Source organism: Cellulomonas sp. Root485, assembly GCF_001426705.1.
In the GTDB taxonomy this organism is placed as follows: Bacteria; Actinomycetota; Actinomycetes; order Actinomycetales; family Cellulomonadaceae; genus Cellulomonas.
Map to the genome: position 1 here is coordinate 774,948 of NZ_LMFC01000002.1, position 17,540 is coordinate 792,487.

Consider the following 17,540-nt stretch of genomic DNA (forward strand, 5'->3'; position numbering starts at 1 on the left):
CCACCGCAGGCGACGGCGCTCGCTCACGACGCAAGGGTCGCGAGACGAGACCGGCGCCCGCACCCGCAGGCGACGGCGCCGCCCCTCGCGCACGACGCACGCGTCGCGGAACGAGACCGGCGCCGCCACCCGCAGGTGACGGCGCCGGGAGGCTCAGGGCGGGAAGGTCAGCTCGAGGCCGCAGGCTTGGCCGCAGGGGCGGGTGACGACGACGAGCCCGACGACGACGAGCCCGACGACGAAGAGGACGTCGAGGTCGAGGTCGAGGAAGACGAAGGAGTCGCTGCCGGGGTCGACGCGGCCGGGCTCAGGGCGGTCGACTTCGCACCGGCGCGTGCGTCGTTGCGGTAGAAGCCGGAGCCCTTGAACACGACGCCGACGGAGGAGAAGACCTTGCGCAGGCGACCTTCGCACTCGGGGCAGACGCTCAGCGAGTCGTCGCTGAACGACTGCACGATCTCGAAGGCGTGACCGCACGCCGTGCAGGCGTAGGCGTAGGTGGGCACTGAAGTTCTCCTGAGAGAGGTCGGAAAGGTCTGGCACTCGCATCGTCCGAGTGCCAATCGTAACGGTTCGCTCGCCCGGCACATTCCGGGCGTCCGCGCGGGGCGCTCCGACAGCCGGAGCCGGGGCGGCAAAGTACCCTCCGAAGCGTGTCTCGTCGCCGCCTCGTCCGTCTCTCCGTGATCACCGTCGCCGCTGTGGTCGTCGTCGCCCTCGTCGCGGTGATGGTCACGGCCGTCATCGTCGTGCGGCGGCCGCTGCCGGAGGTCGCCGGCGAGAAGGAGCTGCCCGGCCTGGCCGCCGACGTGACGGTCACGCGCGACGACCGCGGGGTCCCGACGATCACCGCGACGACGTCGCAGGACCTGTTCCGGGCGCAGGGCTACGTGGCCGCGCAGGACCGGTTCTTCGAGATGGACTACCGCCGCCACGTGACGTCGGGGCGGCTGTCGGAGCTGGTCGGCGAGAACGAGGACGCGCTCGCCGCGGACAAGGTGATCCGGACCTTCGGGTGGCGCCGGGTGGCCGAGCAGGAGTGGGGGCTGCTGCAGCAGAGCACGCGCGACGCGCTCCAGGCGTACGCGGACGGCGTGAACGCGTACCTCGACGGCCGGGACCCGGGCGCGATCGCCGTCGAGTACTCGGTGCTCGGGCTGCAGGTCGACGTCGGCCCGCCGGCGCCGTGGGACCCCGTCGACTCGCTCGCGTGGCTCAAGGCGATGGCCTGGGACCTGCGGGGGAACTACGACGCGGAGCTGGAGCGCGCCGCGTCGTACTCGACGATCGGCGACATCGCGCGCGTCGACGAGCTTTTCCCCGCCTACCCGCAGGACGTCAACCTGCCCATCCTGACGGCGGCGGACCTGCCGGCGACGACGGCACAGCAGGCGTCGGCGACCACCGCGGAGCTCGACCTCGACAGCGCCGACCTGCAGGCGGCCATGGCGTCCGCGGCGGCCGCGCTGGACGCGGTGCCGCACCTCATGGGCGACGGCGAGGGCGTGGGCTCGAACTCGTGGGTGGTCTCCGGCGACCTCACGGAGTCGGGCAAGCCGCTGCTGGCCAACGACCCGCACCTGGGCATCTCGGCGCCGGGCATCTGGGAGCAGATCGGGCTGCGGTGCGACGAGGTCTCCGCGCAGTGCCCGTACGACGTCACCGGCTTCGCGTTCGCGGGCATGCCGGGCGTGGTCATCGGCCACAACGCGTCGCTCGCGTGGGGGCTGACCAACCTCGGAGCGGACGTCACGGACTTCTTCCTCGAGCGTGTGGAGGAGGGCACCACCCGTCGCGACGGCGCGCAGGCGCCGATCACCGAGCGCGAGGAGACCATCCACGTGAACGGGGGCGACGACGTCCTCCTGACGGTGCGGGACACGGTGCACGGGCCGCTGGTGTCCGACGTCCTGGACCTCGTCGGCGTCGGCACGGCACCGGTCCCCGACGACGCACCGGGGCGCAGGTTCGAGGTCTCCCTCGGCTGGACCGCCCTGCAGCCGGGCCGGACCATGGACGCGGTGCTCGCGATCAACGTCGCCCAGGACGCCGCGGACATCCAGGAGGCCGCCGCGCTGTTCGACGTGCCGTCGCAGAACATCGTCTTCGCGACGACGGACGGCCACATCGGCTACCAGGCGCCCGGCCGCATCCCCGTCCGCGCGAGCATCGCCGGTGGGCCGGTCCCGTCGGACGGCACCTGGCCGCGGCCGGGGTGGGACAGCCGGTACGAGTGGCAGGGGTTCGTCGACCCGGCTGCCATGCCGCGCGCGCTGGACCCCGTCGAGGGGTTCATCGTCACCGCCAACCAGGCCGTCACCCCGGCCGGTGTGGGCCCGTTCCTGACCGACGACTGGGACTACGGCTACCGCGCGCAGCGGATCCGCGAGCTGCTCGGGTCGGCCACGTCGGACGGCAAGGTCGGTGTCGACGACATGGCCGAGATCCAGTCGGACGAGCACAGCCCGTACGCGGACGTGCTGGTCCCGGTGCTGCTCTCCCTGGACATCGAGGACCCGTTCTACGACGACGGGCAGGAGCTGCTGCGCACCTGGGACCGGGTGCAGTCGGTGGACTCGGCCGCGGCGGCGTACTTCGCGGCGGTCTGGGCGGACATCCTCGCCGCGGCGTTCGCCGACGACCTCCCGGACGGCTACGGCCCCTCGGGCGGCTCGCGCTGGCTCGAGGTCGTCCGGCAGCTCGTCGACCAGCCCGCGTCACCGTGGTGGGACGACAAGTCGACGCCCGGCGTGGTCGAGGGGCGCGACGAGGTGCTGACCCGCGCGATGGTCGCGGCTCGCCGCGAGCTGACCGCCGCGCTGGGCCGGGAGGCCACGGACTGGCGCTGGGGGCAGCTGCACCCGGCCGCGCCCGAGCATCCCGTGCTCGGCGGGACGTCACTGCCCGGTCTGGTCCGGAACCTGGTCAACCCCGACCCGGTCGCCGTCGGTGGCGGGTCCTCGATCGTGAACGCCACCGCGTGGAACGCCAGCTCCGGGTCGTTCGCGGTGACCGCGGCTCCGTCCATGCGCATGGTCGTGGACCTGGGCGACCTCGACGCCTCGACGTGGGTGACGCTCACGGGCGCCTCCGGCCACCCGGCGAGCGTGCACTACGCCGACCAGCTGGGCGCGTGGTCGCGGGGCGGGACGTTCCCGTGGCCGTTCACCCAGGCGGCGACGGAGGCGGACGCCCGCGACCGGTTGACCTTCACGCCGTGATGGGGTGCCACTCCAGCGGTGTCGCGACGGCGTCGACCAGGCGGTCGTGGCGCTCGCGGGGCAGCGGGCGCTTCTCCGCGTCGTAGAGCTCCTCGGGGAACACCAGGGCGACCACCGGAGCACCGGGCCGGAGGTGCTCGAGGGCCCGGTCGTACCAGCCGCCGCCCTGGCCGAGCCGCGCGCCGGTGGTGTCGACGGCGAGCGCGGGGGCGATCACGACGTCGGCGTCGGCGAGCGCGGCCGCGCCGAGGGTGGGGCCGCCCGGCTCGGGCGGGCGACCCGGTGCGCGTTCGCGCAGGTCGTCGGGGCCGGCGTACTCCGCCCAGTCGCGCTGCAGCCCGCTGCCCAGCACCGGCAGGAGCAGGCGCACGCCGCGCGCGGCGAGGGCCTCGAGCAGGGGGCCGGTGCCGGGTTCCGTCACGCGGGACGCGTAGACCGAGACGCAGCTCGCGTCAGCGACCGCCGGGATGGTGAGCACGACGTCCGCCAGGGCGTGCGCGGCGGCATCACGCAGCCGGACCGAGCGGATCTTGCGGGCGTCGCGGATGGCCATCCGCAGCCGTTCCTTGACGTCTTCGACCTCGTCCCCCTCGGACACACGCGGATACGGCTGGGCGACGCTGCTCATGAGACCAGTGTCGCCCACCTGCGCAGACGCCGACGACCGACCGAGGTATGAGTTTGTGACGTCGTCCACGTGGTGACGGACGCCACAGCGCATCGTCCGGAACCGCCGTTATGGTCCCGTCATGACGATCCACAAGGCAGTCATCCCCGCCGCGGGCCTGGGCACCAGGTTCCTTCCCGCCACGAAGTCGACGCCCAAGGAGATGCTCCCGGTCGTCGACAAGCCGGCGATCCAGTACGTCGTGGAGGAGGCCGTCAAGGCCGGCCTCGACGACGTCCTCCTCATCACCGGCCGCTCGAAGCGCACGCTCGCCGACCACTTCGACGCCGTCCCCGAGCTCGAGGCCGCCCTGGAGGCGAAGGGCGACCTGGAGCGGCTTGCCAAGGTCCGCGAGTCCACCGACCTGGGGCACGTGCACTTCGTCCGTCAGGGTCAGCCCAAGGGTCTGGGCCACGCCGTGCTCCAGGCCAAGCACCACGTCGGGCAGGAGCCGTTCGCGGTCCTGCTCGGAGACGACCTGATCGACGAGCGCGATGAGCTCCTCAGCACGATGCTCGCCCTCCAGGAGCGGACCGGCGGCTCCGTCATCGCGCTGCTGGAGGTCCCGCCCGCCCAGATCTCGATGTACGGCTGCGCCGCGGTCGAGCCGTTCGACGGTGCGGCAGATCCTGACCAGGTCCGGATCACCGCCCTCGTCGAGAAGCCCCCGGCGGACGAGGCGCCCAGCAACCTCGCGATCATCGGCCGCTACGTGCTGCACCCCGCGGTGTTCGAGGTGCTGGAGAACACGGCACCCGGCCGTGGCGGCGAGATCCAGCTGACCGACGCGCTCGCGACCCTCGCCGGTCTGCCGGCTTCCGAGGGCGGCGGCGTGTACGGCGTGGTGTTCCGCGGTCGTCGCTACGACACCGGGGACCGCCTCGACTACCTCAAGGCCGTCGTCCAGATCGCGGTGGACCGCCCCGATCTGGGACCCGACTTCCGTGCCTGGTTGGGCGAGTTCTCCCAGACCCTGTCCGACTGACCTGTTCGGCGGGGCAGAATGCCCGCATGAGATCGGTCCAGGATCACCTCGCGGCCGTGCTGGCCGCCGTCGGACCGGTCGCACCGCTCGACGTCGTCCTGCGTGACGCCGTCGGCTGCATCCTCGCCGCCGACGTCACGGCCACCCACGACCTGCCGGCGTTCGCGGTCGCGGCGCGTGACGGTTACGCCGTCGCCGCGTACGAGACCGCGGGCGCCGGCTATGCGAGCGCGCAGTCGCTGCCGGTCGCGCACGACGTCCGGCCGGGCGCCGGTCCGCTGCGACTGGTGCCCGGCACGGCGGTGCGGATCGCGTCCGGGGCGGCGCTGCCGCTCGGGGCCGACGCCGTCGTGCCGCTGGAGGAGACCGACCGCGGGACCGCGCGCGTCGCCATGCAGCGCCCCGCGGTGCCCGGCCAGCACGTGCGTCCGGCGGCGTCCGACGTCCGGGCGGGCGACGTGGTGCTCGAGGCGGGCACCCGCCTGGGCGCCCGGCAGCTCGCCCTGGTCGCCTCGATGGGTCGCGGGCGGCTGCGCGTGCACCCCACCCCCCGCGTGGTCCTGCTCTCGGTCGGCGACGAGCTGGTCGAGCCAGGCGCGCACGCCGACCGTTCCGGTCACGGGGTCTTCGAGACCGATGGGCACGCGCTCGAGGCCGCGGTCCGGGACGCGGGCGCCGCGTCGGTCCGGGTCGGCATCCTCGGCGACGACCGCGCGGTCCTGCGGGAGGCCATCGAGGACCAACTGGTCCGCGCGGACCTGCTCGTCATCACCGGCGGGCTGTCCGAGCTGACGCACGACACGGTCAAGGACGTGCTGGCGACGATGGGCAGCGTGCGGCTGGACCAGGTCGCGATGACGCCCGGGCAGAGGCACGGGTTCGGCACCGTGGCCGACGACCTGGCCAGCGACAAGTCCGTCCCGATCTTCGCCCTGCAGGGGCATCCCGTCGCCGCGCAGGTCTCGTTCGAGGTGTTCGTCCGGCCGGCGCTGCGTGCCATGGCCGGGCACGCCGAGGTGTTCCGCCCGTCGGTCGCGGCAGAGGCAGTCGAGGGGTGGGTCTCGCCGCCGGGGCTGCGCCAGTTCGTCCCGGCGACCGTGCTCGGGTCTCCCGACGAGGGCTACCGCGTGACACCGATCGGCGACCCGTCGGCGCCGACGGTGAGCTCGCTCGCGCACGCCAACGCGCTCGCGGTCGTCGGCGAGCAGGACCTGACCGTGCACCCCGGACAGGTGATCCACTGCCTGGTCCTGGAGGGCTGATGGTTCCCGGATGGCCCGCCGTGCTCGTCGAGGGTGACGTGCGCCTGCGCCCGCTGCGGCGGCGCGACCAGGACACCTGGATGGCGCTGCGCGCGCAGAACGCCGCGTGGCTGGAGCCGTGGGACGCCACCAGCCCTGTCCCGGTCACGGGTCCACGACCCTCCTTCGGCACCTTCGTGCGCACCCTGTCCGCGCAGGCGCGCGCCGGCGTCACGCTGCCGTTCGCGATCGACCACGCCGGTCGCCTCGTGGGTCAGCTGACCGTCTCCTCGATCGTCTACGGTTCCCTGCGGTCCGCGGCCATCGGCTACTGGGTCTCCGAGCACGTCGCCGGGCTCGGCATCACCCCGACCGCCGTGGCGCTGGCCACGGACCACTGCTTCGACGCGCTCGGGCTGCACCGCGTCGAGATCAACATCCGCCCGGAGAACGGCCCGTCGCTGCGCGTCGTCGAGAAGCTCGGGTTCCGCGACGAGGGGGTGCGCGAGAAGTACCTGCACATCCAGGACCGCTGGTGCGACCACCGCACGTTCGCCCTGACCGTCGAGGACGTCCCCGAGGGGCTCCTGTCACGCTGGCGGTCCCGCACTGTCGGGTGACGCACAGGCCGACACGCCGTCGCGGTCCCCGGTGGGTGCCGCCCCGACGCCTACCGTCGTGACGTGAACGATCTCGCAGGACCGGTCGCGCTCGCGCTGGTCGGCCTGTGGGTGGCATACCTGGTGCCGCACAAGCTGCGACACCGGCAGCAGCTGCTGGAGTCCCGGGCGGACGACCGGTTCTCCGAGGCGCTGCGTGTGGTCGCGGTGAGCGACCGGCGCAACCGCCAGGAGGCCGTCTCCGGGCCGACAGTGAGCAGTACCGCGGGGTTGCTGACCCCGGGCAAGGGGCTCCCGGTGGCCACCGGGAGCGCGACAGGAGGCACCACCGTGGACCGACCGCACGGCACCCAGGACAGGATCACCGCCGACGCGGCCCGCCGCGCCGCGCAGGCTCGGGCCGCCCGGGCAGCCTCCGTCGCCCGTCGTGGGGCTGCTGCGCGCCGTCGCGCGCTCCTGGCCGGGTTCCTCGTCGTCGCGACCGTCGTCGGCTGGACCGCGGTCGGTCTCAGCCCGCTGGTCACCTGGGTCGCCGGCGTCGTCCCGACCGTCCTGCTCGGCTCGGTCCTCGTGCTCGGCCGGCGTGCGGTCCTCGCGGGCCGGGAGGCCGACGAGGCCTGGGAGCAGAAGATCGCCGACGAGCGCCGGGTCGCCTCCGGCCCGCGCACGGGTGCGATGCGTGCCGTCGCGACTGCCACGAAGGCAGCGCCCGCGGCCCCGGCTGCTCCCGTGGCTCCTCCCGTGGCTGCTCCCGTCGAGGCGCCGGCGGCGTTCGTCACCGGCCGGGCCGTGCACCCGTCCGACGCCAGCACCGAGGTGTTCGCGCGCATCGTCGCGGACAAGGGTGAGTCCGACGGCCCCGCCCGCCACGCGTCGACCGGGCAGGTGCCCGTCGTCCGCCGCTCCGTGGCGGAGCGGACCGGGGAGACCGCGACCGTGCCCGCCCCCGAGCTCGGGGTCGACGGTGAGGACGCCTGGTCGCCGGTCCCCGTCCCGCGTCCGACGTACACGATGAAGGCCTCCGCGCCGCGCCGCGAGCCTGCGCCGCTGGAGAACCTCGAGGGGTCGACGGCCGCCCGCGCCGCCGACGTCGAGGCACCCGCGGACGCCGAGCGCGCACCTCTCGAGGCACCCGTCGAGACCACCGGCAGCATCGACCTGAACGCGGTCCTGGCGAAGCGTCGCGTCGCCGGGGAGTGACCCCCGGATTTCGCGATCCACCGGGGCCTGGTGTTAGTCTTTAGCCCGCTCGCGGGGCTGTGGCGCAGTTGGTAGCGCGTCTCGTTCGCAATGAGAAGGTCAGGGGTTCGAATCCCCTCAGCTCCACCCGCACACGAAGGCGGCCCCCCATCGGGAGGCCGCCTTCGTCGTTCGAGGAGGGGTCAGGCGAACAGCGCTCGGTAGTAGTCCGACTGCGCCGGGTGGTAGTCGCCGAAGTCCAGCGCGGCGACGTCGGCGCCCGTCTCCGCGGCGACGAGACGGTCGAGGTAGTACTCCCAGCCGGGGCCGACGCCGGTCGCCATCTCCGCGTCCGGAACGGACTGGCTGAACGTGAGCGTGGTGGTGCCCAGGGTGGCCGGGTTCTCCGCCAGCTCGAGCACGAAGTGCCAGGTGGTCTGCTCGCCGACCACCTGCGAGGTGAGCGAGACGCGGCGGGGTGGTTCGCAGTCGTGGATCGTGAAGGACTCGGGCTTGGCGTCGTCGCCCTCCGCGTTCATGCGGAAGAGGACCGACCCGCTGCTCGGGTCGCCGGTCCAGGTGCCGATCCAGCGCTCGAGTCGGTCGGACTCGGTGATCGCCGCCCACACGGACTCGATCGGGGCGCGGAAGGTGCGGTCGATCACGACGCTGTCGTAGCCGTCGCGGGTCTCGCGGCGGCCGGTGGGGCTGGGGGTCATGCTGTCTCCTCCACGGGGTCGGACGGGGTAGCGGCGCGATGGTCGCGGACGGTGCGGCGGACCTCGAGATCCAGGCCGTCGAGCACCGTCTCGTCGAACCGAGGCCGCGGGCCCAGGTCCTGGAGCAGTGCCCGGACCGGGTCCAGCCCGTCGGCCAGCAGGGCGTAGTGGCGTTCGCGTCCGTGCGTCTGCGCGCGGACCAGGCCGGCGTCGACGAGCACGCGCAGGTGCTTGCTGACGGCCGGACGGCTGATCGGGTGCAGGGCGGCGAGGTCCACCACCCGTGCGGGGTTGCGCGCGAGCGTGCGCAGGAGCTCGCGTCGCACCGGGTCGGCGAGCGCGGGGAACGGGTCCATGGACTATTGGTAACCAATGGGTTACCAATCTGTCAAGACGAAGGCGGCCACCCGTCCGGGAGGCCGCCCTCGTCGTGCGCAGTGCGTGGAGCTCAGAGGATGCTGCGGCGACGGCCGCGGCTGCCCGAGACGGCGGCCACACCGATCGCGGCGAGCACGACCTGGAACAGCAGCTCGATCCAGTCGACGCCCGCGGTGTCCTGGACACCGACGAGGCTGGCCAGGTACGTGCCGATGAGGGCCGCGACGATGCCGATGAGGATGGTCACGAGAAGGGAGATGCGCTGACGGCCGCGCACGAGCAGACGGCCGAGGATGCCGATCACGGCGCCGATGATGATGGCGGAGATGATGCCTTCGGGTGTCATGTGTGGAACTCCTTGACTTCGAGGGGTTCGTCCGGGTACGACGGATGAATCTAGGGGGGATCCGTCGGATCCGCGCGCTGAGCGCGGTGACAGAATGTCGCCGTGCCCTCCGCCATGCCCGCCGACGACGCCGGGCGGAGCCTCTGGGCACTGGCCCTGCGCTGGGTCGACCCGCTCGTCGTGATGATCCTGTCGGCGCTCCTGCTGGGGCTGCTGCTGCCCGCACGCGGGGTGGTCGCGGACGTCCTCGACGTCGTCCGCACGGCCGCGATCGTGCTCCTGTTCTTCCTCTACGGCGCGCGCATGGCGACCAGCGAGGTGCGGGCCGGCCTGCGCGGCTGGCGGCTGCAGGGGTCGATGCTCGCGGCCACCTACCTGGCGTTCCCCGTGCTCGGTCTGCTGGTCCAGCTGCTGCCGGACGTCGTCGTCTCGCCCGAGCTCAAGACGGGCCTGCTGTACCTGTCCCTGCTGCCCTCGACCGTGCAGGCGTCGGTGGTGTTCACCTCCGTCGCGCGCGGGAACGTCGCGGGGGCGATCACCGGGGCGACCATCTCCAACGTCGTCGGCATCGTCCTGACGCCCCTGCTCGTCGGCGTGCTGATGGTCCGGACCTCGGGGCAGGCCGGCGGGAGCCTCGCAGGGATCCTGCTCCAGCTGCTCCTTCCCTTCGCCGCCGGGCTGCTGGTGCAGCGGTGGCTCGGCCCCTGGCTGCGCGCGCGCCCGCACCTCACCCGCGTGACCGACCGGAGCGTGATCGTGCTCGTCGCGTACACGTCCGTGAGCCAGGCGACGGTGTCGGGGGCGTGGTCGCACGTCACCTGGGTCGCCCTCGCGATCCTGGTCGTGGTGTGCGCAGCGATGCTTGCCGCGGTGCTCCTGCTCGCCTGGAACGGCGGCGGCCGGCTCGGGCTCGAGCGGGGCGACCGGGTCGCGCTGCTCATGTGCGGGTCGACGAAGAGCCTGGCGACCGGCCTGCCGATGGCAGCCGTCCTGTTCGCGCCGGCGCTCGCTGCGAGCGTGGCGCTGCCCGTGATCGTCTTCCACCAGCTCCAGCTGGCGACGTGCGCGGTCCTGGCGAGGCGACTCGCGGCCCAGGTCGAGTAGCGTCTGCCCGGAACGATTCGACCCGCAGCCCCCGAGGACCCCCCGTGCCCGATGTCATCGCCGTCATCCCGCAGCCTGCGCACCTCGAGCCGACCGGCGACGCGCCGTTCGTGCTGACCGAGGCGACGACCGTCGTGGTCGACGGCAGGCCGGACCTGATCGGCATCGCGGTGCTCGCCGCGGACCTGCTCGGCCGGGTCGGCGGCCGGGCCGTCGAGGTGCGGTACGCCGAGAGCAGCCCGAGCAGCGCGAGCGGCGTCGTCCGGCTCCGGCTCGTCGAGTCACTCCCGCCGGGCGACGAGGCATACCGCCTGACGTCGCGCAGCGGCCGCATCGACGTCGAGGCCCGCACCCCCGCCGGGCTCGTGCGCGCGATCGTGACGCTGCGCCAGCTGATCGTGTCCGCGCCCGGCGGGATCGTGCAGGTCCCCGCCGTCCGCATCGAGGACGCGCCGCGCTACCAGTGGCGGGGGCTGTCGGTCGACGTCGCCCGCCACTTCGTGCCCGTACGCGACCTCAAGGTCGTCATCGGCCTCATGGCGCACTACAAGCTCAACGTGCTGCACCTGCACCTCACGGACGACCAGGGCTGGCGGCTGCACGTGCGGTCCCGGCCGCTGCTGACCCGGCTGTCCAGCAGCACGTCGGTCGACGGGGACCCCGGTGGCTTCTACACGGCCGAGGACTACGCCGACCTCGTCGCGTACGGGGCGGTGCGCGGGGTGCGCGTCGTGCCGGAGGTCGACGTCCCCGGTCACGTCAACGCCGCGACGCACGCCTACGGGGAGCTGAACCCGACCGGTGAGCCGGCCGACACCTACACGGGGATCGAGGTCGGCTTCAGCCGGCTGCACGCGGACCTGCCTGCGACGGGCCCGTTCCTCACGGACGTGTTCTCCGACGTCGCCGCGATGACCCCCGGCGAGTACGTGCACATCGGCGGCGACGAGGTCCTGACGATGGAGGCCGACGAGTACGCCACGCTGGTCGCCGCCGCGTCCGCCGCCGTCCGCGCGGCCGGGAAGAAGGTCGTCGGCTGGCAGGAGATCGCGCACACCCCGTTGGAGCCGGGCACCGTCGTGCAGTACTGGGACACCCGCGTGGACCCGGCGCCGTTCGTCGCCGCTGCGCAGGCGGGCGCGTTGCTGCTCATGTCCCCGGGCTCGAAGGCGTACCTCGACATGAAGTACGACGCGAGCACCGAGCTCGGCCTGGAGTGGGCCGGTCACATCGAGCTGCGCGACGCCTACGACTGGGAGCCGTCGACCCTCATCGAGGGCGTCCCGGCGGAGTCCGTGATCGGCGTCGAGGCGGCCGTCTGGACCGAGACGCTGCGCGATCTGCCTGCGCTCACGCAGATGCTGCTGCCGCGCCTCGCCGCCATCGCCGAGGTCGCCTGGTCCGCACCCGAGCGGCGCGACTGGGACGACTTCCGCGTCCGGGTCGCCCGGCAGGCAGCGTTCTGGGACCGCCTCGGGCTGTCGTGGTACGCGAGCCCGCAGGTGGACTGGGCGCGCTGAGGCGTCAGCCCGTCACACCCACGTCTGCAGCCACATGTGCGAGTGCCAGAAGGCGTACGGCACGATCCACGCGGTCCAGATCGGGTAGAAGAACGCGCTGACCCCCACGATCAGAGCGACGAGCACCCCGCAGCCGACGATCGCCCAGCGTCTCTCACGCGGGTCCAGGTCCTTCGGACCGATCACCAGGCCGATGACGTAGACCAGCGTGAGCACGACCCAGGGGGCGAACACGATCGAGTAGAACGCGAAGATCGTGCGGTGCTCGTAGGCGAACCACGGCAGCCAGCCGGCGACGATGCCGGACAGCACGGCGCCCGCACGCCAGTCGCGGTACCGGAACAGCCACACGACCGCGACGATGATCGCCGCCGCCGCGCACCACCACAGGACCGGGTTGCCGAGCGCGACGATCGCCTGCGAGCAGCTGGCCGCACCGCACGCGTCCTGCGCCTGCTGACCCGTGAGGCCGGAGACCTCGGGCGGGTAGAAGAACGACGTCGGCCGCCACTGCACGATCCAGCCGAGCGGGTGCGCCGAGTACGAGTGCGGCGTCTCCAGCCCGTTGTGGAACCCCCACATGTCCTGGTGGTACTTCCAGAACGAGCGCAGCGCCGGGGGGAGCCACAGGACGCCCTGGTCCGGGTTCTGCTCCGCCCAGAGGCGCCCGTAGGCCTGCCGGTGCTTGAACCACGACCACCATGAGCCGACGTACACGACGAGCGCGATACCGACCATCGAGATCCCCGCGACGACGCCGTCCTTGAGGATCCCCGCGCGCCACCAGTGCCGCACCCCGACGCTCCGTCGTGCCGTGATGTCCCACGCGACGCTGAGCAGCCCGAACACGGCCAGGAAGTACATCGCCGACCACTTGGTGCCCAGGGCCAGGCCCAGCAGCACCGCGGCCGCGAGCCGCCACCAGCGGACGCCCAGACGTGGCCCGTCGCGGAGGTCCTCACCCGCGTCGACGCGGAGCGCGGTCCGCTCCGCCAGCCGTCGCCGGGCCTGGTCGCGGTCCAGCAGGAGGGCGCCGAACGCGGCGAGGACGAAGAACATGAGGAACGGGTCCAGCAGGCTGATCCGTGACATCACGATCGCCTCGCCGTCGATCGCGAGCAGCAGACCCGCGAGCGTGCCCAGCGCCGTCGACGCGAACAGCCGCCGGCCGATGCGCGCGACCATGAGCACCGCGAGGACCCCGCAGACCGCCGCCGCCATGCGCCACGCGGCCGAGCTGCCGGGGCCACCACCGAAGTGGATCCCCAGCGCGATCAGCCACTTGCCCACCTGCGGGTGCACCACGTACGAGCCGACGTCCGTCAGGCCGCTGGTGTCGCCCGCCTCGAACGCCGGGTTCGGGTCCTCGCCCCACGTCGCCTCGAAGCCGTTGACCAGCAGCGAGTACGCGTCCTTGACGTAGTAGGTCTCGTCGAACACCAGCTTGTGCGGGCGGCCCAGCTCCCAGAACCGCAGCACCGCCGCGAGCACCGTCACCGCGAGCGGCCACAGCCACCCCGTGAGCCGGTCGCGCGGGGTGGCGTCGAGCCGGAGCGTCTCGTCGCCGAGCAGGCGCCGCAGCAGCCGGCCCCGGGTGGACTCCTCGGGCCCCTCGACCTCCCGCGGCTCGTCCTCGAGGACGAGCACGGTGCCCGGGGCGGGGTTCGCGTCGAGCGCCTCGGCCGCACCCGCGGCGTGGGTAGCCCGGACGGAGCCGGCCGCGGCGGCCAGGCTGGTCTCCGCGACGACCGGGGGTGCGACGGCGACCTCGGTGTCCTCGACCGCCTCCGTGTCCTCGACCGCCTCGGTCTCGTCGACCGCCTCGGTCTCGCCGATCGTCTCGGTCTCGTCGACTACCGGGTGGTCGTCGACCACCGGGGTCTCGACGACGGACGAGGTGCCGTCGGCGACAAACGCCTCGTCGGCTGCCGGTGCCTCGTCAACGACTGGAGTCTCGTCGGCTTCCTCGGGCTCGTCGACGACCTGGGCCTCAGCGACGGCCGCGGTCTCGTCAGCCAACGGCGCCGGGTGGGAGCTCGCGTCGGGCGTCCCGTCGGCCGGATCGGGGGTCGTCGTGCGCTCGTCGGGATCCGGGGACGGGGTGGGGACCTCCTGACGTTCGGTCAGGGTCGAGGCGTCGTCGTCTCCGGTGGGCGGCACGCGGGTCATCGTAGGGGCGGTCACTGTGCTGCGGGAGGGGGGTCCGGGAGGTGGCAGGCTGAACCGCGTGACCCCTGTGAGCCCCACCGCGCACCCGTCGGGCCGTCTCGTGCTGGCCGCCACGCCGATCGGCAACACCGAGGACGCGTCGGCGCACCTGCGTCGGCTGCTCGCGGAGGCGGACGTCGTCGCCGCGGAGGACACCCGCCGGCTGCGGGACCTGGCGAGGAGGCTGGGGGTCGAGATCGGCGGTCGGGTGCTCAGCTTCCACGAGCACAACGAGGTCGAACGCTCCGCGGAGGTGCTCGCTGTCGTGGCGGGCGGGGGCACGGTGGTCGTCGTGACGGACGCCGGGATGCCCGCGGTGTCCGACCCCGGGTTCCGGGTGGTGGGGGCCGCGGTCGCTGCGGGTCTGCCGGTCACGGCGGCACCGGGACCGAGCGCCGTGCTGACCGCGCTCGCGCTGTCCGGTCTGCCGACGGACCGGTTCTGCTTCGAGGGCTTCCCGCCGCGCAAGCCGGGCGAGCGGGCGCGGGCGTTCGAGCTGCTGGCCGACGAGCGCCGCACGATGGTGTTCTTCGAGGCGCCGCACCGGCTGGACGACACCCTGGCGGCGATGGCCGTCGCGTTCGGCGGCGACCGGCCGGCCGCGGTGTGCCGCGAGCTGACCAAGACATACGAGGAGATCGTCCGGGGTCCCCTGTCGACGCTCACCGAGTGGGCGTCCGCGGACCAGGTGCGCGGGGAGATCGTCGTGGTGGTCGGCGGGGCGGTGAAGGCGGTGGAGCTGTCGACGGCGGACCTGGTCGCCGAGGTCCTGTCCCGCACGGACACGGGCGACCGCCTCAAGGACGCGGTCGCCGAGGTGGCTGCAGCGGCAGGCGTCCCGAAGCGCGACCTGTACGCAGCAGCCCTGGCAGCGAAACCCCGCTGACCAAGCCGTGAGTGCCGTGTCGGCGACGGTGGACGTCGCCCATGGCTTGCTCCCTGAGGACGACCTCACGCGTGAGGCGCCCACCAAGCCCTGACTGAAGCGTCGGGGCCGGTGAACGTCACTGAGGGCTTGGTCCCCGCGTCGAACCCGACCTGGATGACGTTCTGAGCGTCGTCGCGGCACCCGTGTCGGGTTCGGCGACGGCGGGTCAGTAGAAGACCGCGTCGCGGGGGCCGACCGGGTGCCGGAACGTCCACCAGACCCACGCCTGGGCCGCGAGCAGCACCGGGACGCAGGCGAGCAGCACCAGCTCGAGGGTCGGCGCGGGGGAGGCCGCGGGTGCCAGCGCGATGGCGGCGGCGACCACCGGCAGCACCCCGCCGACGACCACCGCGGCGAGCGCCCGGTGCAGCCGACCGTCCGCGAGCGCCGGCCGGGCGACGAGCGCGGACCCGGAACCGGCCAGCACGACGAGCGGCGGCAGCACGGCGCTGAGCGGTCCGTCGGCGGGGACGAGGACGACGTACGCGATCGCCGCGGCGGCGAGCAGCCCCGCCGACCAGGGCAGGGACCGCCGGGCCAGCCGGGTGGCGCGCTCGCGCAGGACGCCCGAGGTCCGGGTGGCCACGAACGTGGTGCCCAGGACGCGCGTGACGGCGAGGGCGGACAGGGCGGCGAGGACCGGCACGACCACTCGAGCGGTCAGCGACGGCTGCGGCGGGAGCCACACGAGCGCGCCGCCGAGCAGGGCACCGGCCGACAGTGGCAGACCGACCGAGGCGGCCACGATCACGCGCTCCCAGAAGGCACGCCAGCGGATGCCCGGGCGGCGGCTGCGCAGCCACACCCCGGCGTCGCGCAGCACCCACGACGCCAGCAGCGCGATGACCAGCGGGTACGCGACGAACAGGAGGTCGCGCTCGAGGTCGTGGAAGCCGGCGAGCAGGATGCCTGCTGCGGCGACGAGCCAGACCTCGCCCGCCAGGAGGAACGGCCCGAGGGCGGTGAGCACGGTCCGGCGCTCGCCGGGGGTCCGGCCGACCTGGCGCAGCGTGGCGCCGAGCCCCTGGGTCATGCCGTCGAGCACGGCCCAGCCGGCGAACGCGCCGACGAGCAGCACGGTCCAGATCATCGGGACACCTCCGCGAAGGTCAGGGGCTCGTCGGCCTCCCGGGCGTGCAGCGGCGGGGCGCCGAGCGTGGGGGAGGCCGGTCCGAGGCGGGCGAGACGGGCGAGCAGGACCCAGTCGACGACGGCCAGGGTGGCGATCAGCCCGACGAGCACCGCGAGCGAGACGAGGACGGTCGTGGCGCTGTGCGCGGAGGTGGCGTCGGACGTCCGCAGCACGCCGACGACGACCCACGGCTGGCGGCCGATCTCGCGGGCCAGCCAGCCGAGGATCGCCAGCACGAACGGCACGGGAAGCACCGCGGTGAGGAACCCGTAGACCGCCCGTCGGAACGGCAGCCGGAACAGCGCGCCGCGGACCATGAGCGCCAGCATCGGGAACGCACCGAGGAACAGCGCGAAGCCGCCCAGGATCATGAACCCGAGCGCGACGCCGACGACGGGGGACTGGCCAGACTGCTCCCCGTCGGTGAAGTAGGAGAACTGCGAGAACCCGAACCCGACCGCGAGCAGGGCTCCGACCGCGCCGACGACGACCCCCGTGCGCAGCGAACGCTGGAACAGCTCGTCGAACCCGGTCTCCCGGCGCAGGTGCCAGGCGCTGACGCCGATCACGACGAACGCCCCCGCCAGCAGGCACGCGCCGATGATGTGCCCGAGCGACAGGACGGCCGCGGGGTTGAGCACCAGCGCGGCGCTGTCGGTGATCTGCGCGACGCCGTCGTGGAGCTCGAAGCCGACCGGGTGGCGCAGGAACCCGTTGGCGACCATCACCGCGAACGCCGAGGCGTACCCGGTGAGCACGACGAGCCAGAACACGACGGTGTGCACCCACCGGTTCAGCTGGTGCCAGCCGAACACCCAGAGCCCCAGCAGGGTCGACTCGAGGAAGAACGCGACCATCGTCTCGATCGCCAGCGGCGCGCCGAACACCTCCCCGGCGACGTCGAGGAGCCCGGGGAAGTGCAGGCCGAACTGGAGCTCCAGCAGGATCCCCGCCACGATGCCGAGCGCATAGTTGACGAGGTACAGCTGCCCCCAGAACCGGGTCGCGCGCTCGTACACCTCCTGCCGGGTGACCGCCCACCGGGTCTGGAAGATCGCGACCACGGGTCCGAGGCCCAGGGTCACGAGGACGAACAGGAAGTGGAAGCCCGCGAGCAGCGCGAACTGCGTACGGGCGGCGTCGACGGCGCTCACGAGACGGACGCTAGGCCCGCGGGACGGCCGTGGACCCTGCTCCCAGGGGAAGACCGGGGGCGGTTCCGGGTGGTCCCGGAGGTGCGCGGGCGCCCAGGTCAGGGTGGTCCCGGAGTGCGGGGCCGGATGGCCCGTGAT

At 73.3% G+C, this 17,540-nt stretch carries 16 protein-coding genes and 1 tRNA gene; 9 read left to right on the forward strand and 8 right to left on the reverse strand.

Features of this window, described 5'->3' with window-relative positions; genetic code table 11:
• Positions 1–167: 167 nt before the first annotated feature.
• Positions 168–506 carry an FmdB family zinc ribbon protein gene (locus tag ASD16_RS12165; protein ID WP_055917356.1) on the reverse strand — a complete coding sequence of 113 codons (339 nt, stop codon included), beginning with the start codon at positions 504–506 and terminating at the stop codon, positions 168–170.
• A gap of 147 nt (positions 507–653) precedes the next feature.
• Here ASD16_RS12165 and ASD16_RS12170 point away from each other — a divergent pair, with 147 nt between their 5' ends.
• Positions 654–3,221: a penicillin acylase family protein gene (locus ASD16_RS12170; RefSeq protein WP_055917358.1), complete on the forward strand. Its 2,568-nt coding sequence runs from the start codon at positions 654–656 to the stop codon at positions 3,219–3,221.
• Here the strand turns inward: ASD16_RS12170 and ASD16_RS12175 are convergent.
• Positions 3,211–3,849: a 5-formyltetrahydrofolate cyclo-ligase gene (locus tag ASD16_RS12175; RefSeq protein WP_055917360.1), complete on the reverse strand. Its 639-nt coding sequence runs from the start codon at positions 3,847–3,849 to the stop codon at positions 3,211–3,213. The genes ASD16_RS12170 and ASD16_RS12175 overlap by 11 nt on opposite strands.
• A gap of 121 nt (positions 3,850–3,970) precedes the next feature.
• On the opposite strand from ASD16_RS12175, the gene galU reads away from it, so the two are divergent.
• The 5 genes from galU (at position 3,971) to ASD16_RS12200 (ending at position 8,060) form a co-directional block, all read left to right on the forward strand.
• The gene (gene galU, locus ASD16_RS12180) at positions 3,971–4,873 is read left to right on the forward strand and encodes a UTP--glucose-1-phosphate uridylyltransferase GalU (protein ID WP_055917363.1); all 903 of its coding nucleotides are present in this window, start codon (positions 3,971–3,973) and stop codon (positions 4,871–4,873) included.
• A 26-nt stretch (positions 4,874–4,899) separates the two neighbouring features.
• The gene (glp, locus tag ASD16_RS12185; protein WP_055917367.1) at positions 4,900–6,135 is read left to right on the forward strand and encodes a gephyrin-like molybdotransferase Glp; all 1,236 of its coding nucleotides are present in this window, start codon (positions 4,900–4,902) and stop codon (positions 6,133–6,135) included.
• Positions 6,135–6,734, forward strand: coding sequence for a GNAT family N-acetyltransferase (locus tag ASD16_RS12190; protein WP_055917370.1), 600 nt, complete (start codon positions 6,135–6,137; stop codon positions 6,732–6,734). The genes glp and ASD16_RS12190 overlap by 1 nt, the downstream gene beginning before the upstream one ends.
• A gap of 63 nt (positions 6,735–6,797) precedes the next feature.
• A complete protein-coding gene (locus tag ASD16_RS12195; protein WP_055917373.1) occupies positions 6,798–7,934 on the forward strand; it encodes a hypothetical protein in 1,137 nt (378 codons plus the stop codon).
• A 53-nt stretch (positions 7,935–7,987) separates the two neighbouring features.
• Positions 7,988–8,060, forward strand: a tRNA-Ala gene (locus ASD16_RS12200).
• 56 nt (positions 8,061–8,116) lie between these two features.
• Here ASD16_RS12200 and ASD16_RS12205 read toward each other — a convergent pair.
• From ASD16_RS12205 to ASD16_RS12215, 3 genes are all read right to left on the reverse strand, one after another.
• The gene (locus ASD16_RS12205; protein WP_055917376.1) at positions 8,117–8,632 is read right to left on the reverse strand and encodes an SRPBCC family protein; all 516 of its coding nucleotides are present in this window, start codon (positions 8,630–8,632) and stop codon (positions 8,117–8,119) included.
• On the reverse strand, positions 8,629–8,988 hold the full coding sequence (locus ASD16_RS12210) for a helix-turn-helix transcriptional regulator (protein WP_055917379.1): 360 nt from the start codon (positions 8,986–8,988) through the stop codon (positions 8,629–8,631). The genes ASD16_RS12205 and ASD16_RS12210 overlap by 4 nt, the downstream gene beginning before the upstream one ends.
• Before the next feature lie 92 nt (positions 8,989–9,080).
• Positions 9,081–9,356, reverse strand: a complete 276-nt coding sequence (locus ASD16_RS12215; protein WP_055917383.1) for a GlsB/YeaQ/YmgE family stress response membrane protein — start codon at positions 9,354–9,356, stop codon at positions 9,081–9,083.
• A 102-nt stretch (positions 9,357–9,458) separates the two neighbouring features.
• On the opposite strand from ASD16_RS12215, the gene ASD16_RS12220 reads away from it, so the two are divergent.
• Together ASD16_RS12220 and ASD16_RS12225 are read left to right on the forward strand one after the other, a co-directional pair.
• The gene (locus ASD16_RS12220; RefSeq protein WP_235523261.1) at positions 9,459–10,460 is read left to right on the forward strand and encodes a bile acid:sodium symporter family protein; all 1,002 of its coding nucleotides are present in this window, start codon (positions 9,459–9,461) and stop codon (positions 10,458–10,460) included.
• A gap of 44 nt (positions 10,461–10,504) precedes the next feature.
• Positions 10,505–11,980, forward strand: coding sequence for a family 20 glycosylhydrolase (locus ASD16_RS12225; protein ID WP_055917386.1), 1,476 nt, complete (start codon positions 10,505–10,507; stop codon positions 11,978–11,980).
• A 12-nt stretch (positions 11,981–11,992) separates the two neighbouring features.
• On the opposite strand, the gene ASD16_RS12230 is transcribed toward ASD16_RS12225, so the two are convergent.
• Positions 11,993–14,140 (reverse strand): dolichyl-phosphate-mannose--protein mannosyltransferase, encoded by a 2,148-nt coding sequence (locus ASD16_RS12230; RefSeq protein WP_235523262.1) that lies wholly within the window; start codon positions 14,138–14,140, stop codon positions 11,993–11,995.
• Between the two features lie 67 nt (positions 14,141–14,207).
• Here ASD16_RS12230 and rsmI point away from each other — a divergent pair, with 67 nt between their 5' ends.
• On the forward strand, positions 14,208–15,074 hold the full coding sequence (rsmI, locus tag ASD16_RS12235; RefSeq protein ID WP_235523264.1) for a 16S rRNA (cytidine(1402)-2'-O)-methyltransferase: 867 nt from the start codon (positions 14,208–14,210) through the stop codon (positions 15,072–15,074).
• Between the two features lie 208 nt (positions 15,075–15,282).
• Here the strand turns inward: rsmI and ASD16_RS12240 are convergent, their stop codons facing one another.
• Both ASD16_RS12240 and ASD16_RS12245 read right to left on the reverse strand, forming a co-directional pair.
• A complete protein-coding gene (locus ASD16_RS12240; RefSeq protein WP_055917389.1) occupies positions 15,283–16,206 on the reverse strand; it encodes a cytochrome d ubiquinol oxidase subunit II in 924 nt (307 codons plus the stop codon).
• The gene (locus ASD16_RS12245; protein WP_055917392.1) at positions 16,203–17,402 is read right to left on the reverse strand and encodes a cytochrome ubiquinol oxidase subunit I; all 1,200 of its coding nucleotides are present in this window, start codon (positions 17,400–17,402) and stop codon (positions 16,203–16,205) included. Before ASD16_RS12245 ends, ASD16_RS12240 begins: the two co-directional genes overlap by 4 nt.
• Between the last annotated feature and the right edge of the window lie 138 nt (positions 17,403–17,540).